This is a genomic window from Microbulbifer sp. TB1203, assembly GCF_030997045.1.
In the GTDB taxonomy this organism is placed as follows: domain Bacteria; phylum Pseudomonadota; class Gammaproteobacteria; order Pseudomonadales; family Cellvibrionaceae; genus Microbulbifer.
In genome coordinates this window covers 3025002-3044844 of sequence record NZ_CP116899.1, presented here as the reverse complement: position 1 = coordinate 3044844, position 19843 = coordinate 3025002, and the positions used below count along the sequence as shown (strand labels likewise).

Sequence of the window (19843 nt, the reverse complement as noted above, 5' to 3'; positions counted from 1 at the left end):
TTAGAGTTCCGTACGCGCTGTGTGCCGCGCAAAAATCAGCGGTCGATTCTACTTGAATGCAGAGACCGTTAACACTGATTGCGGGTTCCCGGTGCCCGGTTGAGGGAAATAAGCGGCCGCGGCTGGACGGCGGCGCCGGCGCCGTTACAATGCGGCCGGTAATCACTGGAGTAGTATCGGCGCATGAGTGAGCGTCCACTGACAGACGGGACAGACAGGCGGCGCGAGGAGTTGTGCCTGTGGGCCGGCCGCGCGCTGCGGTCGGGCGAATCCGTGGCGCTGCAGACCCTGGCCGGGGACGCGGGCTTTCGCCGCTATTTCCGCACCCTCGACGCGCCCAGCCTGATCGCGGTGGATTCACCGCCGGAACGCACCAATCCCGGGCGCTTTGTCGCCGTGGCCGATTACCTGCGCCGCCACGGCATCCACACCCCAATGGTGGTAGCGGCGGATGTGGAGCGTGGCTATATGCTGCTGGAGGATCTGGGCGACCGGCAGCTTTTGGGCCTGCTGAACGAGGATTCCGTAGAGGGGCTCTACGCGGAGGTATTGAGTGAGCTGCTGTGCCTGCAGCAGATCCCGCCGGAGGACGACCTTTTCCCGCCCTACAACCGGGAGTTGCTGCTGGCGGAAATGCGCATCCTGCCGGAGTGGTTGGCCGGCAGACTGCTGGGCCACTCCCTCAGTGAAGAGGAGAACCGGCTTCTCGAAGACACTTTCAGCCTGCTGTTGGATTCTGCCACTGAGCAGCCCCAGGTGCTGGTGCATCGGGACTACCACAGCCGCAACCTGATGGTGCGCGACGGCGAGCGCCCCGGGGTGGTGGATTTCCAGGACGCGGTCTGGGGCCCGGTCACCTACGACCTGGCCTCTCTGCTGCGCGATTGCTATGTGCGCTGGCCTCGGGAGCGGGTGGAACACTGGGCGCTTTGCTATGCCGACACCGCAGAATCCGCGGGCATACTGGAGTCGGTGCCGCCGCAGACTTTCCTGCGCTGGTTCGACTGGATGGGCCTGCAGCGACATATCAAGGTGTTGGGCCTGTTTCCGCGCCTCTACCTGCGCGACGGCAAACGGGGTTACCTGCCGGACCTGCCGCTGGTGATCCGTTACACCTTGGAGGTGGCCGGGCGCTATCCGGAATTGAAACCCTTCGCCGACTGGTTTCGCAGCGAACTGCTGCCGCTGGCCGAACGCCAGGACTGGTACCGGGACTACCGCAACGCCGGCGAACGGCGCACGCGAGCCGGTGAGATGGCGGAGCAGAGAGTGCCAGAATGAGCAATACAAACAAAATACCTGCCGCCATGGTGCTGGCTGCCGGTTTCGGCAAGCGCATGCGCCCACTGACCGAGCAGGTCCCCAAGCCACTGTTGCCGGTTGCGGGCCGGCCGCTGATCGAATACACCCTGGAGCGGCTGGCGAATGCCGGCGTACGCCGGGTGGTCATCAACCTGAGCCACCTGGGGGAGAAGATCCGCGACCAACTGGGGGAGGGCGCCCGCTGGGGCCTGGATATCCGCTACTCCGTGGAGACAGAGCCCCTGGAAACCGCCGGCGGCATTCTCAAGGCGCTGCCGCTGCTGGATGACACCCCCTTCCTGGTGGTCAACGGCGATGTCTGGTGTGATTTCGACTTCTCCCATTGGCTCGCGCGGCCATTGCCCGAGGGCTGTCCGGGGCGCCTGCTGATGGTACCCAACCCGCCGCACAATCCGGAGGGTGACTTCGGCATCGAGAATGGGCTGCTCTCCGGCACCGCCAAACCCCGCTATACCTTCTCCGGCATCAGCTGGCTGCGCCCGCAGACCCTGAGCGAATACCCCCGAGTGCGCACCCGCTTCGGCCTGGGGGAAGTGTTCACCCACAACGAAGACGGGCTGCAGGCGGAGCTCTACGAGGGTGACTGGTGCGACGTGGGTACTCCCGAGCGCCTGCGGCGACTGGACGAACGCCTGCAGCGGCTGGACGAGCGCCCAACCGGACACAGTGAATAATCATCGAAACAGGAAGCCATATGCCGGACTACAAGATCGCCCCCTCCATTCTCTCCGCCGACTTCGCCCGCCTGGGTGAGGAAGTGGACGCGGTGCTGGCCGCCGGCGCCGACTGGGTGCATTTCGACGTAATGGACAACCACTATGTGCCCAACCTCACCATAGGGCCCATGGTGTGCAGCGCGCTGCGCAAGCACGGCGTCGAGGCCCCTATCGACGTGCACCTGATGGTGGAACCGGTGGACGAAATGATCCGTATGTTCGCCGACGCCGGCGCCACCTCCATCACTTTCCACCCCGAGGCCTCGCGCCACGTGGACAGGTCCCTGCAGCTGATCCGCAGCCTCGGCTGCAAGGCGGGCCTGGTTTTCAATCCGGCCACTGGCCTGGAGGCGGCCAAATACGTGATGGACAAGCTGGACATGATCCTGCTGATGTCGGTCAACCCGGGTTTCGGCGGCCAGAAGTTCATTCCCGCTACCCTGGACAAGCTGCGCGAAGCCCGCACCCTGATCGACGACTCCGGCCTGGATATCCGCCTGGAAATCGACGGAGGCGTCACCTGCGGCAATATCGCTGAAATCGCCGCTGCCGGTGCCGACACCTTTGTCGCCGGTTCGGCCATCTTCAGTAAAAAAGACTACGCGGAAGTCATCTCTGTAATGCGCCGGGAACTGGCTAAATAACTTGAATCCTTCCTCCAAGTGACTCCCTCTCCCACTCGCGGTCCTTCAGGCAGATGTCGCTCGTTGATCGGCGCCTGCGGGACCGCGACCTGATTCCGCTCCGCTCTCAATTCCATGCAAATGCCGCTTATCCGGCGGCGCTCTCGCGAACAGTGCTGCGGTGGATGCATTCGCCGATGTATCTGTTTCCGGCTTTGTTTCCTTCAGGCTGACCCAGGAGCATGAGGATGCTCGAGCCGATTCCTTGTAGCCAGCCGGATAGAGCGGGGGGGCGGTCGGCCCTTCGGCGGCAACGATTACTTTGTTCCTTTTCAGGGTGCGGGCGATGGCAGCGGCCGCGAGGCCCATTCCTGCGCCCCACCCGCTTCGCGGGCAGCCTTCGGCTGTGCAAATTTGTTTTTTCAAGGGGAGTTGCCCCCTTGCCAATGGATTTGTAAACTTGGCCGCCTGCAACGAGGGAATACCCGTGACTCACAACGCCTGCAACAACTGGGCCCCCCACAACACCAGCTGGCGATGGCGCCACTGATCCGCTGATGAGGCCAGAGCCGGTACCCGATACCGTCCGGCCACTCCGTGGGCAAGTCCCCTGTACCGGGGTATTGTCGCCCACCAACCGAACTCCCTGAAACTCTCAGTTTCAAAACCTAGCCGGAGTCACCATGACCCCAAGTGAATACGCCCAACTTGCGTCCGCGGGATACAACCGCATACCGCTGGTGCGCCGCGTGCTGGCGGATATCGAAACGCCGCTCTCCACCTACCTGAAACTGGCCAGCGGCCGCTACAGCTACCTGCTGGAATCGGTGCAGGGGGGCGAGAAGTGGGGCCGCTACTCCATTATCGGGCTGCCCGCGCGCACCCTTCTCCGCGTCCGTGGGAATGCAGTTACCGTAGAGCGTGACGGCGACGTGGTGGAGCAGTGCGAATCCGACGATCCGCTGGCTTTCGTCGAGGAGTTCCAACGCCGCTACCGGGTACCGGAACTCCCGGGCCTGCCGCGATTCAACGGCGGCCTGGTGGGCTATTTCGGTTACGACTGCGTGCGCTATATCGAATCCCGCCTGGCCCACAGTGCGCCGCCGGACACCCTGGGCAACCCGGATATCCTGCTGATGGTCAGCGATGAACTGGTGGTGTTCGACAACCTGGCCGGCGCGGTGATCTTTATCGTACACGGGGACCCGACGAAAGAGGACTCCTATGGCCGCGCCCAGCGGCGCCTGGACGAACTGGTGGGCAGACTGGCACAGCCGCTGCCGAATACCGTGCCCCTGGACCTGGACGGCAACGCCATCGACGAGTCCGCCTTCAAGTCCCATTTCGGCGAAGCCGCCTTCAAGCGGGGCGTGGAGCGGGTGAAGGAATACATACTCGCCGGCGACGTGATGCAGGTGGTGCCGTCCCAGCGCTTGTCGGTGCCCTTCGACGCCCCGCCTCTCAACCTTTACCGCGCCCTGCGCAGCCTCAATCCCTCCCCCTACATGTACTTCCTCGACCTGGGCGACCACCAGGTGGTGGGCTCCAGCCCCGAGATCCTGGTGCACTTGGAGGCGGGGGATATGACGGTGCGGCCGCTGGCCGGCACCCGCCGCCGCGGCGTCAGCGAAGAGGAGGATGCGGCGCTGGAGCGGGAGCTGCTGGCAGACCCCAAGGAACTGGCGGAACACCTGATGCTGATCGACCTGGGCCGCAACGATGTGGGCCGGGTGGCGGAGACCGGCAGCGTGCGGGTCACCGAAAAGATGGTGGTGGAGCGCTATTCCCACGTCATGCACATCACCTCCAATGTGACCGGCAGGTTGAAATCCGGACTCACCGCCATCGACGCCCTGCGCGCGGCGCTGCCCGCGGGCACTCTCTCGGGGGCGCCGAAGATCCGCGCCATGGAGATCATCGACGAACTGGAGCCGGAAAAACGCGGTATCTACGGCGGCGCCGTGGGCTACCTAGCGTGGAACGGCAATATGGATACCGCCATCGCGATCAGAACTGCAGTCATCAAGGATGGTCAGTTGTTTATCCAGGCCGGCGCCGGCCTGGTGGCGGACTCGGACCCCCAGGCCGAGTGGGAAGAGACCATGAACAAGGCCCGCGCGCTGTTTCGCGCCGCGGCAATAGCGTTGTCCAGTAGCAGTGACGCAGAGAAGATTGCCAGCAATGAACGAAGTTAGGATTGCGCAGAGCCCGTCTGTGGCGGAACAGTGCGGACGCCTGGTGGCGGCGCCCTTGTTCAGTCAATTCATAATCGGCCTGATCCTGCTCAACGGCGTGGCCGTGGGCCTGGAGACTTTTCCATGGGTGACCGAGCGTTTCGGCGGCTTGCTGCACGGCGTCAACCGGCTGATTCTCGCCGCTTTTATCGCCGAGGCGGCGATAAAGATGGCCGCCCACGGCAGCCGCCCCTGGCGCTACTTCGCCAGCGGCTGGAACTGCTTCGATTTCACCGTCGTCGCTCTCAGCCTGATCCCCGCCGCGGGGCCGCTGGCCACACTGGCGCGCCTGGTTCGGGTGCTGCGCGTGTTGCGCCTGGTGTCCGCCTTCCCGGAACTGCGCCTGCTGGTGGATACCCTGCTGAAAAGCCTGCCGAGTATGTTCCACATTGCGCTGTTGATGAGCATTATTTTCTATATCTACGCAGTGGCCGGGTATTTTTTGTTCCATGAGATCGATCCCACCCACTGGCGCAGCCTGCCCATCGCCCTGCTGAGCCTGTTCCGCATCGTCACTTTCGAGGACTGGACCGATATCATGTACACCGCCATGGAGAGCATGCCCTGGGCCTGGGTCTACTTCGTCAGCTTTGTGGTGATGGGCGCTTTTGTGATGATCAACCTGTTTATCGGCGTGGTGCTCAACAACCTGGAGGAGGCCAAGCTGCGACGCCTGGACGAACTGCAGCTGCCCCCCAGCCAGACCGAAATCCTGCGCGAACTGCGCGCGACGCAAGAGGCGTTGGCGCGCCTGCAAAGGCGTATGGAAAAATCCGAGAGAGGAGCCGGACAATGATTCTGATGATCGACAACTACGACTCCTTCACCTGGAACGTAGTGCAGTACCTGGCCGAATTGGGCGCAGAGGTGGTGGTTGTACGCAACGACGAAATTTCTGTGGCGGATATCGATGACATGGCTCCGGAGAAAATCGTGATCTCTCCCGGTCCATGCACGCCCAACGAGGCGGGTATTTCCATGGCCACCGTTCGCCGCTTTGCCGGGCAGGTCCCGATCCTGGGTATCTGTCTCGGCCACCAGAGCATCGGCCAGGTATTCGGCGGTCGGGTGGTGCGCGCGGGCCAGGTGATGCACGGCAAGACCTCGCAAATCGTGCACAACAACCTGGGGGTGTTTCACGGGCTGTCCAATCCGTTCGAGGCCACCCGCTACCACTCGCTGGTGGTGGAAAAGGGCAGCCTGCCGGAGTGCCTGGAGATCACCGCCTGGACGGAAACCGAAGACGGCGAAATCGATGAGATCATGGGCCTGCGCCACCGGGAGCTGGCGGTGGAGGGGGTGCAGTTCCATCCGGAATCGATCCTCACCCAGCACGGTCACGATATGCTGAGAAACTTTCTGGAGTCGTAGGAGCCATGGGTTGCGCCGAGGCGGCCCTGCTGCCGGGGGCTTTTTGCGAGACACGGGCTAGGCGCCCCCCCTAAATACGTCCCTGTAGGCTTGTCGGCGGGGTCCCTCCCGCCAACAGTCTCGCAAAAAGCCCCCGGCATCAGCGCCTTCGCATTTCGCTTCTAGTCTTATCGGAGTCTTGGGGAGAAAGATAATGAATATTCAACAGGCCATCGCCAAACTGGTGGACGGCGAACACCTCAGCCGCGCGGAAATGCGCGAGGCCATGGGCCAGATCATGCGCGGCGAGGCGGAGGACGCGCAGATAGGCGCGCTGCTGGTGGCGCTGCGTATCCGCGGCGAAACCGTCGACGAGATCGCCGGCGCCGTGGAGGTGATGCGCGCGCTGGCGAAGAAGGTGGAACTGGACCTGACCAATACCGTCGATATCGTCGGCACCGGCGGCGACGGCGCCAACCTGTTCAATGTCTCCAGTGCCGCCAGCTTTGTCGCCGCCGCCGCCGGCGCGCGGGTGGCCAAGCACGGCAACCGCTCTGTGTCCTCCAGCAGCGGCGCGGCAGACCTGCTCGAGCGCGCGGGCATTTTTCTCGAGCTGACCCCGGAGCAGGTGGCCCGCTGTGTTGACACCATCGGCGTCGGCTTTATGTTTGCCCCCAGCTACCACAGTGCCGTGCGCCATGTGGGTCCGGCGCGCAAGGCGCTGGGTATGCGCACCATCTTCAACCTGCTCGGCCCGCTGACCAACCCGGCGGGCGTCAAGCGCCAGGTGATCGGCGTCTACGACAAGTCCTATTGCCGGATGCTCGCGGAGGTGCTGCAGACCCTGGGGTCCGAGCACGTGCTGGTGCTCCACAGCGAGGACGGCTTGGACGAAGCCAGCCTGGCGGCGGATACCTATGGGGTGGAGCTGAAAGACGGCGAACTGCACGAGCGGGTGATTCGCCCGGAAGATTTCGGTATGGTGCGCCGCAGCCTGGAGGGCCTCTGCGTTTCCGGTGCCGGGGAGTCCCTGGCGCTGATCGGAGAGGCGCTGGGCAAGCGCGAGAGCGAGGTAGCGCAGAAAGCTGCGGATATTATCGCCCTCAACGCCGGCCTGGCGATCTATGTGAGCGGTGTGGCGGATAGCCCGGAACAGGGCGTTGCCATGGCGCAGGACGCTATCCACAGCGGCCTGGCGGGAGAGAAGATTGCGGACCTGGCGGCCTTTACCGGCGCCTTCCGGCCGGAGGAAATACAGCCATGAGCGCAAATACAGCCATGAGCGCGAAGGAGATACAGCCTTGAGTACGCCCACGATTTTAAAGACCATTGTCGAGCGCAAATGGGCGGAGGTGGCGCAACGCAAACAGCAGTGCCCGCTTGAGGAGATACAGGTTCGGGCGCTTGATCAGCCCCCGGCCCGGGGTTTTGTCACCGCGATCGAGAACAAACTGAAGGCGGGCGAGGCGGCGGTGATCGCGGAGATAAAAAAGGCCTCTCCCAGTAAGGGGGTGATCCGCGCGGATTTTATTCCCGCGGAGATCGCCACCAGCTACGAGAAGGGTGGAGCCGCCTGCCTGTCGGTGCTCACCGATGTGGATTTCTTCCAGGGCTCGGACGCCTACCTGCAGCAGGCCAGGGGGGCGGTACGCCTGCCGGTGCTGCGCAAGGACTTTACCGTGGACCCCTACCAGGTGCACGAAGCCCGCGCCATCGGCGCCGACTGCATACTGCTGATCGCCGCCTGCCTGGAAGACGGGCAGATGCGCGATCTCAACGAACTGGCCCTGGAGCTGGGGCTGGACGTGCTGGTGGAGGTGCACAACCGCGCGGAGCTGGAGCGCGCTCTGGTGCTGCCCAATCGCCTGATCGGCATCAACAACCGCAACCTGCACACCTTCGATGTGCAGTTGGAAACCACATTCAAACTGCTGGACCTGATTCCGGAAGATCGTATCGTGGTGACCGAGAGCGGCATCCACACCACCGACGACGTGGCGGCCATGCGCGGGCACGATGTGAATGTGTTTCTGGTGGGGGAGGCGTTTATGCGCGAGGCGGAGCCGGGGCGGAAGTTGATGGAGATGTTCAACTGAGGTGGAATTCCCGGATTCCGGCACTGCGTACCTGCATCCGGGCTGCTCCTGATATCGGGTATTGCCGGGCGTAGCCCGGATGGAGCGAAGAGCAATCCGGGAGATTCACTGAAGTCCGATGTGAAGGCCCTGATGCCGGGATTCGCTTGTGAAACGATTGCCGATGAGGCTGTTGAGCAAGCGAATCCCGGCAGCAGGGCCGTCCCGGAGCCCGCTACAGCCCGGAAACTAAAAAGGGCGAACGGTGCACATGGTTCGCCCTTTTTATTGCGTTCTTGGGAACAGGGAATCAGCGCGTCCCGTAAACCACCATTGTCTTGCCCTTCACCGACACCAGCCCCTGCTCTTCCAGGGTTTTCAGTACCCGCCCGACCATCTCCCGCGAACAGCCCACGATGCGGCCGATCTCCTGACGGGTGATCTTGATCTGCATGCCTTCCGGGTGGGTCATTGCGTCCGGCTCGTTGCACAGGTCGAGCAGGGTGCGCGCCACGCGTCCGGTCACGTCCAGGAACGCCAGATCGCCCACCTTGCGGGTGGTGTTGCGCAGGCGCACGGCCATCTGGGTGGCCAGCGCGAAAAGGAATTCCGGGTGCTGGCGGCTGAGCTCCTGGAACTTGCTGTAGGAGATTTCCGCCACCTCGCACTCGGTCTTGGTACGTACCCAGGCGCTGCGGGTGTCCTGATCGAACAGACCCATCTCGCCAAAAAAGTCACCGTCGTTCAGGTAGGCCACGATCATCTCGCGGCCCTCGTCGTCCTCGATCAGCACGGTCACCGAGCCGCGCATAATAAAGTAAAGCGATTCGCAGCGGTCGCCCGCGTAGATGATTGTGCTCTTGGCTGGGTAGCGTCGCCGGTGGCAGTGGGCAAGGAAATCTTCGATATTGCCGATAGCGATGTTCTCTTCGGTAGCAACCGTCACGGATCTACTCCTTATTTTTTTCGGATTATGGCGCTAAAAACCTGCTCCTGACAGGGGGCCCGGCCGGGAAACTCCCGCAGTGTGATCTACGGCACCTTCCCTTTGCCAACTGCCCTTATAGCGGCTGTGCCGGATGCTGGCAACCGGCGCCTCTCCCACTATACCGGAAATCGTCGACACCGGGAGTGTGACGTGCAAGGGCCTGTCAACGCTATATTCATTGGCTGGCCATTGAAACTGGTGTTGACAGGCCCTAAGCTCTGCGGCCGCGAAATTTGAAGGAGTACAGCGATGCAGGCCACAGTAACCTGGGTGGACGATGTGACTTTTGTCGGCGAGGCCGGCAGCGGCAATTCGGTGGTGATGGAGGGCGGGCACAAGAACAACGGCATACGCCCCATGGAGATGATACTGCTGGGTGTGGGCGGTTGCGCCTCTTACGACGTGGTCTCCATTCTGAAGAAAGCCCGCCAGGATATTCAGTCCTGTCATTGCGAACTGGTGGGCGATCGCCCCGACGCCACCCCGTCGCCCTTTACCCGTATCGAAATGGAGTTCGTGGTGCGCGGCAGGAACCTGAGGGAAACCCAGGTGGCGCGGGCGGTGGAGCTGTCGGCGGAGAAGTACTGCTCGGCGTCGATTATGCTCAGGAATGCTGGCGTGGAGATAGTGCACAGTTACCGGGTCGAGAATGTGGAATGATGAATGGGCGGCTTTACTCCGCATCCATCATTCCGCATTTCAAACCCTGTAGCTGGCCGAAGTCATCACCTTCGACACCAGCGACATCAGCCCTTTGACCGGTGCCGGGAAGCGGGCACCGCCGGCGGCCAGGGCCGTGTGTCCGTGTTTTTCCTCATCGATCAGCATCTGCTCTACCACCGCGCGGCTCTTCCGGTCCCCCTCCGGCAGGCGATTCAGGTGACTCTGCAGGTGGTCGCACACCCGTTCCTCGGTGGCGGCGACAAAGCCCAGGCTTACCCTGTCGCTCACCTTGCCGGCGGCGGCACCGAGCCCGAAGGACAGGCCGTACCAGAGGGGATTCAGCAGGCTGGGTCGGCTGTCCAGCTCGCGAAGCCGCTGTTCGCACCAGGCCAGGTGGTCTATCTCCTCGTCCGCGGCCCGCTCCATCTCGCCGCGCACTTCCGGCAGCTTGGCTGTCAGCGCCTGGCCCTGATACAGCGCCTGGGCGCAGACTTCGCCGCTGTGATTCACCCGCATCAGTCCGGCGGCATGCTTGCGCTCCGTCTCCGTCAGCTCTGCCTCTTCCTCGACTCTGGCCGGCGACGGGCGCCCGTGGGCCGGGGCGCCGGGGCTCAGGGTGCGCAGGGCGCGGTCCGCCTGTAGCAGCAGGCGATCGAGGCCGGTCAGTTTGCGTTCACTCATCTCTGCTCTCCCGCTGTTTGGTTTCATGTAGGAGCGGCGGGGCGGCCATGGGCAGATTTTTGCTCCTGCAAAATCTGCATTTCCGCTGGGCGGCATTCCGCTGGGCGGCATTCCGCTGGGCGGCACCCCGCCATCCTTGGCGGTCGCCGCTCCTACAAGGGGGGATCTACTGCTCGCTGGCCACGGCCTCTTCCCGCGCTATTGCACGATAGCCGATATCCTTGCGGTAGAAGACCCCGTCCCAGTAAATGGCGCGGGCGGCGGCGTAGGCGTTGGCCTGGGCCTCGGCCACGGTATCCCCCAGGGCGGTGGCGCAGAGCACACGGCCGCCGCTGGTGACCACCCGCTCGCCGTCCAGGGCGGTGCCGGCGTGGAAGACTTTGGCGTTTTCGCCGTCGGCCCGCTCCAGGCCGCTGATGGCGTCGCCCTTGCGGTAGCTGCCGGGATAGCCGCCGGCCGCCAGTACCACACCCAGGGCCGGCCGTGAGTCCCAGTCGGCAGTGACCTCATCCAGGCGTCTGTCCAGCGCCGCGTGGCAGAGTTCCACCAGGTCGGATTTGAGGCGCATCATGATCGGCTGGGTCTCCGGGTCACCGAAGCGGCAGTTGTACTCGATCACCTTGGGGGTGCCATCCATGTCGATCATCAGCCCGGCGTAGAGGAAACCCGTGTAGGGCATGCCCTCTTCGGCGAGGCCCCGCACCGTGGGTTCGATAACCTCTTTCATGATGCGCCGGTGCACGGCGTCGGTCACCACCGGCGCCGGGGAGTAGGCGCCCATGCCGCCGGTGTTGGGTCCGGTGTCGCGGTCACCCACCCGCTTGTGGTCCTGGCTGGTGGCCATGGGCAGTATGTGCTCGCCGTCCACCATCACGATAAAACTGGCTTCCTCGCCGGTGAGGAATTCCTCGATCACCACCCGGCAGCCGGCCTCGCCGAAGGCGTTGCCGGAGAGCATCTCGCGCACTGCCAGTTCCGCCTGCTTCTCGGTTTCGGCAACGATCACCCCCTTGCCCGCGGCCAGGCCGTCCGCCTTGACCACGATTGGGGCGCCCTGCTCGCGGATATACTCGATAGCCGGCTCTATCTCGGTAAAGTTGCGATAGGCGGCGGTGGGAATCTGGTGGCGTTCGAGAAAGTCCTTGGTGAAGGCCTTGGAGCCTTCCAGTTGCGCGGCGTCCTTGCCCGGGCCGAAGATGGCCAGATTGCGGCTGTTAAAAAAGTCGACGATGCCGCCCACCAAAGGTGCCTCGGGGCCGACGATGGTCAGCTCCACGCCCTTGTCCTCGGCGAACTCCGCCAGTGCGGAAAAGTTGTCCACGCCGATGGCGACGTTCTGCAGCTTGGGCTCGCGCGCAGTGCCGGCATTGCCGGGTGCCACGAAGACGGTGTCGACGGCGGGGTTTTGCGCGGCTTTCCAAGCCAGCGCGTGCTCGCGGCCGCCGGCGCCGATAATTAGTATGTTCATGTTCGTTCCCTGTGCGTGGCTTTGCAGTTGGGGGAGTTTAACAGACGGGCCCGGGGATGACGGTGTTCTGTAGGAGCGGGCCATGCCCGCGAACGGGGCCGGCTCCCCTCTCCGGGCTCCGATCACTTTCGAGTTTTGAGTCCCGAATAGCGGGCCTGCGGCCCGTGTGCGGAGCTGGAGCTCCGCGGTGACTCGCGCCATCCCTGGCGCTCGGCCTGCGGCCAGCTAAAGCTGTCCAAATCGGCAATCCTGCCGATTTGTCCCAGGGCTCTAGTGCCGGAAATGGCGCATACCGGTAAACACCATCGCCATATCGTGCTCGTCCGCGGCGGCGACCACCTCCTCGTCGCGCATGGAGCCGCCGGGTTGGATCACCGCGCGGATGCCCGCGGTGGCGGCGTTGTCGATACCGTCGCGGAAGGGGAAGAAGGCGTCGGAGGCCATCACTGAGCCTTTCACCTCCAGGCCCGCGTGCTCCGCTTTGATCGCGGCGATGCGCGCGGAGTTGACCCGGCTCATCTGGCCGGCGCCCACGCCGATGGTGCGGCCGCCCTTACCGTAGACGATGGCGTTGGACTTGACGAACTTGGCCACCTTCCAGGTGAACAGCAGGTCGCGGATCTCCTCTTCGCTGGGGCGGCGTTTGCTGACTATCCTGAGGTCGGACTCGGCGACGAAACCATCGTCGCGGTCCTGCACCAGCAGTCCGCCGTTGACCCGCTTGTAGTCCAGCGCGGGTACCCGCTGCTCTCCAAGCTGGCCGCAGGCGCTCCCCCACTGGCCGCACGCCAGCAGACGCACATTCTTCTTCTCCGCCACCGCGGCCCTGGCCTCTTCGCTGACTGAAGGTGCAATGATAACTTCGACGAACTGGCGCTCGACGATGGCTTTCGCGGTGGCGCCGTCCAGTTCGCGGTTGAAGGCGATAATGCCGCCAAACGCCGATTCACTGTCAGTGGCGTAGGCCAGTTCGTAGGCTTCGCCGATGTTGGCGGCGATGGCCACGCCGCAGGGGTTGGCGTGCTTGACGATCACGCAGGCCGGCTCATTGAACGATTTTACGCACTCCAGAGCAGCGTCGGTGTCGGCGATATTGTTGTAGGAGAGCTCCTTGCCCTGCAGCTGTTCGGCGGTGGCGATGCCGGCCTCGACCGGATTGGCCTCCGCATAGAAGGCGGAGCGCTGGTGCGGATTTTCGCCGTAGCGCAGGTCCAGTTTTTTGGTGAACTGGCTGTTGAAGGTGCGGGGGAAGGTCTGCCTGCCGCTGTCTTCGGTCGCTCCCGTGATGGTGCCCAGGTAATTGGCAATAGCGCCGTCGTAACCGGCGGTGTGCTCGAAGGCTTTCACCGCCAGGTCGAAACGGCTGGCCTGGCTCAGGGCACCCTTGTTGGAGCGCATCTCGGAGATGACGCTGTCGTAGTCGCCGGCATTGACCACGATCGCCACGTCTTTGTGGTTCTTGGCCGCCGCGCGCACCATGGTGGGGCCGCCGATATCGATATTCTCGATGGCGTCCGCGAGGGTGCAGTCGGGCTTCGCGACTGTCTGTGCGAAGGGATAGAGGTTGACCACCACCATATCGATAGGCCGGATGCCGTGCTCGTCCATGACCGCATCGTCGGTGCCGCGACGGCCGAGGATGCCGCCGTGGACTTTGGGGTGCAGGGTTTTGACCCGGCCGTCCATCATCTCGGGAAAACCGGTGTAATCGGAGACCTCGGTGACCGGGATACCGGCTTCCTGCAGTTGGCGGAAGGTGCCGCCGGTGGAGAGGATTTCCACGCCCATATCGGCCAGTTGGCGGGCAAAGTCGACGATTCCGGTCTTGTCCGACACGCTGACCAGCGCGCGGCGAATGGATTTTTGATCGCTCATTGGAGTTCCGTTCGGATTTGGAGGTTTGTTTGAAGTTGGGTGGTATTTGGCTAAGTTTAGGTTCGGGGCCTGTGGCGGATGCGCCCCTAAAATGAAAGGCCGCGCTCCGCGCGGCCTCTATCGTCTGTTCTCAGCTTTCTGTTTCCCGAACTAGAGCAACCCGTAGCGCTTCAGTTTCTTGCGCAGGGTGCCGCGGTTCAGGCCCAGCAGTTGGGCGGCGCGGGTCTGGTTGTGGCGGGTGTACTTCATCACCACTTCCAGCATCGGCGCCTCTATCTCGGACAGCACCATGTCGTAGACGTCGGTGACCATCTGCCCGTCCAGGTGGCGGAAATAGTTCTCCATCGCCTGCTCCACAGCGTCGCGCAGAGACTGTTGCTGCGGCTCCGCCAGCTGTGTCTGCCCCCCGCTGGATACCTCATCGCTGCCGGTATCCGGAATAAGTGCTTCGTTATTCATGCCGCTTGTGCCCCTCTCGTTATTCGGCGTTCAAACCAGGTTTGAACGCTGGCATGTTGTGCTTCTGCGCTTTCCAGTTGGAAAAAGGTCTTGCGGAAGGACTCGCTCCCCGCGAGTGTCTTCAGGTACCAGCCCACATGCTTGCGGGCGATACGGACCCCCATCACTTCACCGTAGAAACGGTGCAATTCGCCCAGGTGGGCGAGCAAAATATCCCTGACTTCTTCCAGTGAGGGCTCGGGCAGCCGCTCGCCGGTGGCGAGGTAGTGGGCTATCTCCCGAAGTATCCATGGCCGTCCCTGTGCTGCACGGCCAATCATGACTGCAGCGGCACCGGTGTAGTCGAGCACCTCACGGGCCCGCTCCGCACCGGTGATGTCGCCGTTGGCGAAAACCGGAATTCCAACCCTGGATACAATCTCGGCAATGGTATCGAATTCGGCCTGGCCGTGGTAGCCGCAGGCGCGGGTGCGCCCGTGTACCGCCAGGGCCGAGATGCCGATATCCTCGGCCATTCTGGCCACAGCGACGCCGTTGCGCGAATCGGTGCACCAGCCGGTGCGGATCTTCAGGGTCACTGGTACTGAGACGGACTGGACCACGGCTTCCAGAATATCCGCCACCAGCTTTTCGTCCCGCAGCAGGGCCGATCCCGCCGCTTTTTTGCACACCTTCTTGGCCGGACAGCCCATATTGATGTCGATGATCTGGGCGCCGCGGCGCACGTTCTCCCGCGCTGCCTCAGCCATCATCTGCGGGTCGCCGCCGGCGATCTGCACCGACACCGGCGCCGCTTCGCCCCGGTGGTCCAGGCGCAAGCGGGATTTGCGGCTGTTCCACAGGCGCGTATCCGCCGTGACCATCTCCGATACCACCAATCCGGCCCCCAGGCGCCGGCACAGCTGTCGGAAGGGGCGGTCGGTTACCCCGGCCATGGGCGCCAGGATTACCGGCGCGCCGATAACGTAGGGGCCTATGGCGATATCGCTGGGCAAACCTTGCTCCACTCGGGGGGTCAGAGAGGGAGCCCTCAGCCCAATATAGGACCTTCCGCTCCAAATAAACGGGGCTTTCGGCCCCGGAACAAAGAGCCGCCTATAATAGCCGCTGCCCCGGTGTTGGAAAAGCGAAAAAGCGTGCAAATTGGTCGCAAACTACACGTTTAGCTTGAGGTTTGCGCAGTTTTTGCTGTTTTAAACGCCGTTCTTTGGACCGCGAAGAGACTCAGGGGGAGATGTGCAACTCGTAGTTCACCGCCTCGCGGCCCGGATCGACGATCTCGATGGCGATATGCACCGGGCTTCCCTGCGGCATCTTTTTGCGCCCGGCCAGTTCTCCCTGTAGGTATTCCCTGGGGGTGAAGCGGCGGCTGGCCACCGGCCTGTTCTTGATGTCGGTGAAGGTGAGCAGCAGGCCGGGGAAGGGCTGCGCGAAGGGCGCCGTGTTGAGCAACACGGCGTCCACCATCAATGCGCCCTGGGTTTGGGGGTGGCTGCGCACCACCAGGTTGGAGGTGCGGATCGCCCGCGGGTCCACCAGCGCCGGCAACTGGCAGCCGAGGAGAGGGCAGGCTGCGGCGTAGAGGCCGCGCCAGGGCTCCTGCCTGCTCAGGCTGTCGAAACGGAAATAGGCCAGTTGGGCGGCGAGGGCAGCACACAACAACAGGGCCAGCAGCGTCCAGGCCCAGCTGGGTAGGCGGTGATCGCTAGCCGGGCGCCAGCTGACTTCCAGGGGCGCCGGTTCGATGCCGGAGATCAGCCGCTCGCGCTCGGGAGTCACGGAGAAATCCGGGGGTTCGCTGCTGCGGGCGGTTTTCGCCCGCTGCCCGGTCCGCTGCGGGCGCCGGGGAGGCTCGTCTGTGGGGAGACCCTCATCCCAGCGGGCGGAGAATACGGGCTCGCGCCTCTGCGGTGGCTCGGGGGATTCGTCGGCCCAGGGGTCGTCGCTAAGGCCCGCCGTCAGGGGGTCGCTGTGATCGTCTTCATCTTCATCGGCGTCGGGCTCCGCGCCGGATTCCAGTTCCTGCCACTGGCTGTCGCCGAAGGCTTCGTCGATCAGGGGTTTGTCCCGCTTTTCTTCCGGTTTTACTTCGGGCTCCGGCTCGGTCGCGGGTACGGTGGGCGGTTCCCCCTCGTCGTCCAGGTCGATATCGTCGTGAATCAGGAAGTCGTCGTCTTCCAGCAGTGCCTCCAGGTCCCGGCGCGTGCCTGGGTCACTCTCGGTGAAGACGATATTCTCGTCGGCGCGGAAAACCTGCAGGCAGGAACCGCAGCGCACGGCACCGCGGGCGGCGCGCAGCTGCTGTTCGTTGACATGGAAAGAGGTGCTGCAGTGGGGGCAGCGGGTAACCAGTTGCGACATTCGGCTTCGGCAGTTTTTGTTCGGCCGCCAAGTTTAGGCGGCCATCGATACCTTGGGCAAGGGCGGGCTTCCAGGGGTGAGTGGGTGCTAGCGAACACGGGTGCCGCTGAGGCGCACCCATTGCTCCCGTCGCCCGTCTTCGTCGAAGTCCACCCACTGGCGATAGGCGGCTTTCACCGCTTCCGCCTGGGTGGCGAGCACACCGGACAGGCACAGGCGACCGCCGGTCCTGGTCAGTTCCACCAGTTGTGGCGCCAGCTCCACAAGAGGACCGGCGAGAATGTTGGCCAGCAGGATATCCGCCGGCTCCCGCGGCAGCTGGTCCGGCAGGTAGACCGGAAAGCGCTCCGGATCTATGCCGTTGCGCTCGGCGTTGTCGCGGCTGGCGAGCAGCGCCTGGGGATCGATGTCGGTGCCCATGGCGCGCTCCGCTCCCAGCAGCAGCGCGGCGATGCCGAGGATGCCGGAACCGCAGCCGAAATCGATTGCAGCCCTCCCCGCCAGCGGCTCGGCGGCCAGCCACTGCAGGCACAGGAAGGTGGTGGGGTGGGTGCCGGTGCCGAAGGCCAGCCCCGGGTCCAGCAGCAGGTTGACCGCCTCCGGCTGCGGCGGTTCGCACCAGCTGGGGCAGATCCACAGGTTGCCGGCGCATTGGATGGGCTTGTAGTGGCTCATCCACTCCCGCTCCCAGTCCTTGTCTTCCAACTGCTCCCAGCGGGCATTGGGCAGTGGTTCGCAGAGGAAGGAGGCGGCCCTGGCCTCGGTGACTCTGGTGTCCACGGCGGCGTCGAACAGGCCGGTGACGCGGGTGTTATCCCACAGGGGGGTCTCCCCCAGACCGGGCTCAAGTATCGGCTGGTCGGCGTTGTCCTGCAGGGTGACGGAGGCGGCGCCGGCAAACAGCAGCGCATCTTCAATTTTTTCCGCCTGTTCGCGGCTGGTGTCTACGCGGAGTTGTAGCCAGGGCATAGTTGGGTGGTCTGTGTGTAGGAGCGGCCCATGGCCGCGATTGAGGTCCGGGGTTTTCGGGTGGCCCGCAAAGGCTACGCGGGCGGCCCTGCTACCGGTGGCCGTTTGCTCAACAGCCTCATCGGCAATCGTTTCACAAACGGCCCCCGGCATCAGGGCCTTCCTATGAAGTTTGGGTATTCTTTTCGAGTCCCGAGTCCCGAGTCCCGAGTCCCGAGTCCCGAGTCCCGAGTCCCGAGTCCCGAGTCAAAGCCCCAGCTTCTTCTCGAGGTAATGAATATTCACTCCGCCCTCCGCAAAGGCACTGTCGCGCACCAGGTCTTCCTGCAGCGGGATATTGGTCTTGATGCCGTCGACGATCAGTTCCGAGAGGGCCACGCGCATGCGCGCCAGCGCCGTCTCGCGGTCTTCGCCGTGAGTGATGACCTTGGCGATCATCGAATCGTAGTTGGCGGGCACCGTGTAGCCGGAGTAGAGGTGCGAGTCCACCCGTACGCCCAGGCCGCCGGGGGCGTGGAAGTTGCTCACCTTGCCGGGGCAGGGGAAGAAGGTCTTGGGGTCTTCGGCGTTGATCCTGCACTCGAAGGCGTGGCCGCGGATCTGGATATCCTCTTGCCGCAGCGACAGCTTCTCGCCGGCGCATACGCGGATCTGCTCCTTGATCAGGTCCACGCCGGTGACCATCTCGGTGACCGGGTGCTCCACCTGGATGCGGGTGTTCATCTCGATAAAGAAGAAGCGCTCATCCTCGTAGAGGAACTCGAAGGTGCCGGCACCGCGGTAGCCGATATCGATACAGGCCTGTACGCAGGACTGCTGCACCTGCGCGCGCACTTCGTCGGGAATGCCCGGCGCGGGGGCCTCTTCCAGCACTTTCTGGTGGCGCCGCTGCAGCGAGCAGTCGCGATCGCCCAGGTGCACGGCGTTGCCCTGGCCGTCGGACATCACCTGGATTTCCACATGGCGCGGGTTCTGCAGAAACTTCTCCATGTATACGGTGCCGTCGCCGAAGGCCGCCTGGGCCTCGGACCGGGTCACCGAGATGGCGTTGAGCAGCGCCGCTTCGGTGTGCACCACGCGCATGCCGCGCCCGCCGCCGCCGGCGGCGGCCTTGATAATCACCGGGTAGCCGATTTTGTGCGCTATCTCCAGGCAGCGCTGGCCGTTGGCGGGGAGCGGGCCGTCGGAACCGGGTACCGTGGGCACGCCAGCTTTTTTCATCGCGGCGATGGCGGAGACCTTGTCGCCCATCAGGCGGATCACGTCCGGGTCCGGGCCGATAAAGGTGAAGCCGCTTTTCTGCACCTGCTCGGCGAAGTCGGCGTTCTCCGCCAGGAAGCCGTAGCCTGGGTGCACTGCCACCGCGTCGGTGATCTCCATCGCGGAGACAATCGCGGGGATGTTCAAGTAGCTCTGCGGCGAGGGGTTGGGGCCGATGCACACCGCCTCGTCCGCCAGGCGCACATGCTTCAGGTCGCGGTCCACCTGGGAGTGCACCGCCACGGTGGAGATACCCATCTCCTTGCAGGCGCGCAGTATGCGCAGCGCGATTTCGCCCCGGTTGGCGATCAGTACTTTGTCAAACATGCTGTTTCACCCCGCTCAGACGATGGTCACGAGCGGCTGGTCGAACTCCACCGGCTGGCCGTCCTCCACCAGAACGGCCTCGATGGTACCGGCTTTGTCTGCCTCTATCTGGTTCATCATTTTCATCGCCTCGACGATGCAGATCACGTCGCCGACCTTGACCTGCTGGCCCTCCTTGACGAAGGGCTCGGCGCCGGGGCTGGAGGCGGCGTAGAAGGTACCCACCATGGGGGATTTGACCTGGTGGCCGCTCAGCGCGGGCACGCTTTCCGGTTCCGCCGCCGCGGGTGCCGGTGCGGGAGCCGGCGCAGCCGCGGGGGGCGGCGCTACCGGCGCAACGGCTGCCTGGGCAGCCAGGTGGGCGGAGCCGCGGCTGATGCGCACGGATTCCTCGCCTTCCTTGATCTCCAGCTCGCCGATATCCGATTCCTCGAGCAGCTCAATCAGTTTTTTTATCTTGCGGATATCCAT

Annotated in this window: 19 protein-coding genes; 9 read left to right on the top strand and 10 right to left on the bottom strand. The window is 63.9% G+C overall.

Annotation, left to right across the window (positions count from 1 at the left end; all coding sequences use genetic code 11):
- The first annotated feature begins 183 nt into the window (after nt 1–183).
- The 8 genes from PP263_RS12830 to trpC all read left to right on the top strand — a co-directional run bounded on the left by PP263_RS12830 (nt 184) and on the right by trpC (nt 8342).
- On the top strand, nt 184–1281 hold the full coding sequence (locus PP263_RS12830) for a phosphotransferase (RefSeq protein WP_308363897.1): 1098 nt from the start codon (nt 184–186) through the stop codon (nt 1279–1281).
- Nucleotides 1278–1997, top strand: a complete 720-nt coding sequence (gene murU / locus PP263_RS12825; RefSeq protein WP_308363896.1) for an N-acetylmuramate alpha-1-phosphate uridylyltransferase MurU — start codon at nt 1278–1280, stop codon at nt 1995–1997. Before PP263_RS12830 ends, murU begins: the two co-directional genes overlap by 4 nt.
- Nucleotides 1998–2017: 20 nt before the next feature.
- A complete protein-coding gene (rpe, locus tag PP263_RS12820; RefSeq protein ID WP_308363895.1) occupies nt 2018–2683 on the top strand; it encodes a ribulose-phosphate 3-epimerase in 666 nt (221 codons plus the stop codon).
- A 662-nt stretch (nt 2684–3345) separates the two neighbouring features.
- Complete coding sequence (gene trpE, locus PP263_RS12815; protein WP_308363893.1) at nt 3346–4857, top strand: anthranilate synthase component I; 1512 nt, start codon at nt 3346–3348, stop codon at nt 4855–4857.
- Nucleotides 4844–5692, top strand: coding sequence for an ion transporter (locus PP263_RS12810; protein ID WP_308363891.1), 849 nt, complete (start codon nt 4844–4846; stop codon nt 5690–5692). Before trpE ends, PP263_RS12810 begins: the two co-directional genes overlap by 14 nt.
- Nucleotides 5689–6267 (top strand): aminodeoxychorismate/anthranilate synthase component II, encoded by a 579-nt coding sequence (locus PP263_RS12805; protein ID WP_308363890.1) that lies wholly within the window; start codon nt 5689–5691, stop codon nt 6265–6267. Before PP263_RS12810 ends, PP263_RS12805 begins: the two co-directional genes overlap by 4 nt.
- A 193-nt stretch (nt 6268–6460) precedes the next feature.
- Nucleotides 6461–7510 (top strand): anthranilate phosphoribosyltransferase, encoded by a 1050-nt coding sequence (trpD, locus tag PP263_RS12800; protein WP_308363889.1) that lies wholly within the window; start codon nt 6461–6463, stop codon nt 7508–7510.
- A gap of 37 nt (nt 7511–7547) precedes the next feature.
- Nucleotides 7548–8342 (top strand): indole-3-glycerol phosphate synthase TrpC, encoded by a 795-nt coding sequence (gene trpC, locus PP263_RS12795; RefSeq protein WP_308363888.1) that lies wholly within the window; start codon nt 7548–7550, stop codon nt 8340–8342.
- A 289-nt stretch (nt 8343–8631) separates the two neighbouring features.
- On the opposite strand, the gene crp is transcribed toward trpC, so the two are convergent.
- Nucleotides 8632–9267 carry a cAMP-activated global transcriptional regulator CRP gene (gene crp / locus PP263_RS12790; protein ID WP_183461255.1) on the bottom strand — a complete coding sequence of 212 codons (636 nt, stop codon included), beginning with the start codon at nt 9265–9267 and terminating at the stop codon, nt 8632–8634.
- 291 nt (nt 9268–9558) lie between these two features.
- On the opposite strand from crp, the gene PP263_RS12785 reads away from it, so the two are divergent.
- Entirely contained in the window at nt 9559–9969 is a 411-nt protein-coding gene (locus PP263_RS12785; RefSeq protein WP_308363885.1) for an OsmC family protein, read from the top strand.
- Between the two features lie 39 nt (nt 9970–10008).
- Here the strand turns inward: PP263_RS12785 and coq7 are convergent, their stop codons facing one another.
- The 9 genes from coq7 to accB form a co-directional block, all read right to left on the bottom strand.
- Nucleotides 10009–10653: a 2-polyprenyl-3-methyl-6-methoxy-1,4-benzoquinone monooxygenase gene (gene coq7, locus PP263_RS12780; RefSeq protein WP_308363883.1), complete on the bottom strand. Its 645-nt coding sequence runs from the start codon at nt 10651–10653 to the stop codon at nt 10009–10011.
- Nucleotides 10654–10819: 166 nt separating this feature from the next.
- A complete protein-coding gene (purD, locus tag PP263_RS12775; RefSeq protein ID WP_308363882.1) occupies nt 10820–12121 on the bottom strand; it encodes a phosphoribosylamine--glycine ligase in 1302 nt (433 codons plus the stop codon).
- Between the two features lie 270 nt (nt 12122–12391).
- Nucleotides 12392–13996 carry a bifunctional phosphoribosylaminoimidazolecarboxamide formyltransferase/IMP cyclohydrolase gene (gene purH / locus PP263_RS12770; protein WP_308363881.1) on the bottom strand — a complete coding sequence of 535 codons (1605 nt, stop codon included), beginning with the start codon at nt 13994–13996 and terminating at the stop codon, nt 12392–12394.
- A gap of 150 nt (nt 13997–14146) precedes the next feature.
- Nucleotides 14147–14455: a DNA-binding transcriptional regulator Fis gene (gene fis / locus PP263_RS12765; protein ID WP_183461245.1), complete on the bottom strand. Its 309-nt coding sequence runs from the start codon at nt 14453–14455 to the stop codon at nt 14147–14149.
- Nucleotides 14452–15450, bottom strand: coding sequence for a tRNA dihydrouridine synthase DusB (dusB, locus tag PP263_RS12760; RefSeq protein WP_308363880.1), 999 nt, complete (start codon nt 15448–15450; stop codon nt 14452–14454). The genes fis and dusB overlap by 4 nt, the downstream gene beginning before the upstream one ends.
- 229 nt (nt 15451–15679) lie before the next feature.
- Nucleotides 15680–16816, bottom strand: coding sequence for a DUF3426 domain-containing protein (locus PP263_RS12755; protein ID WP_308363879.1), 1137 nt, complete (start codon nt 16814–16816; stop codon nt 15680–15682).
- Nucleotides 16817–16903: 87 nt separating this feature from the next.
- Entirely contained in the window at nt 16904–17785 is an 882-nt protein-coding gene (prmA, locus tag PP263_RS12750) for a 50S ribosomal protein L11 methyltransferase (protein ID WP_308363877.1), read from the bottom strand.
- A gap of 246 nt (nt 17786–18031) precedes the next feature.
- Nucleotides 18032–19372, bottom strand: a complete 1341-nt coding sequence (gene accC / locus PP263_RS12745; protein WP_308363876.1) for an acetyl-CoA carboxylase biotin carboxylase subunit — start codon at nt 19370–19372, stop codon at nt 18032–18034.
- Between the two features lie 15 nt (nt 19373–19387).
- Complete coding sequence (accB, locus tag PP263_RS12740; protein WP_308363875.1) at nt 19388–19843, bottom strand: acetyl-CoA carboxylase biotin carboxyl carrier protein; 456 nt, start codon at nt 19841–19843, stop codon at nt 19388–19390.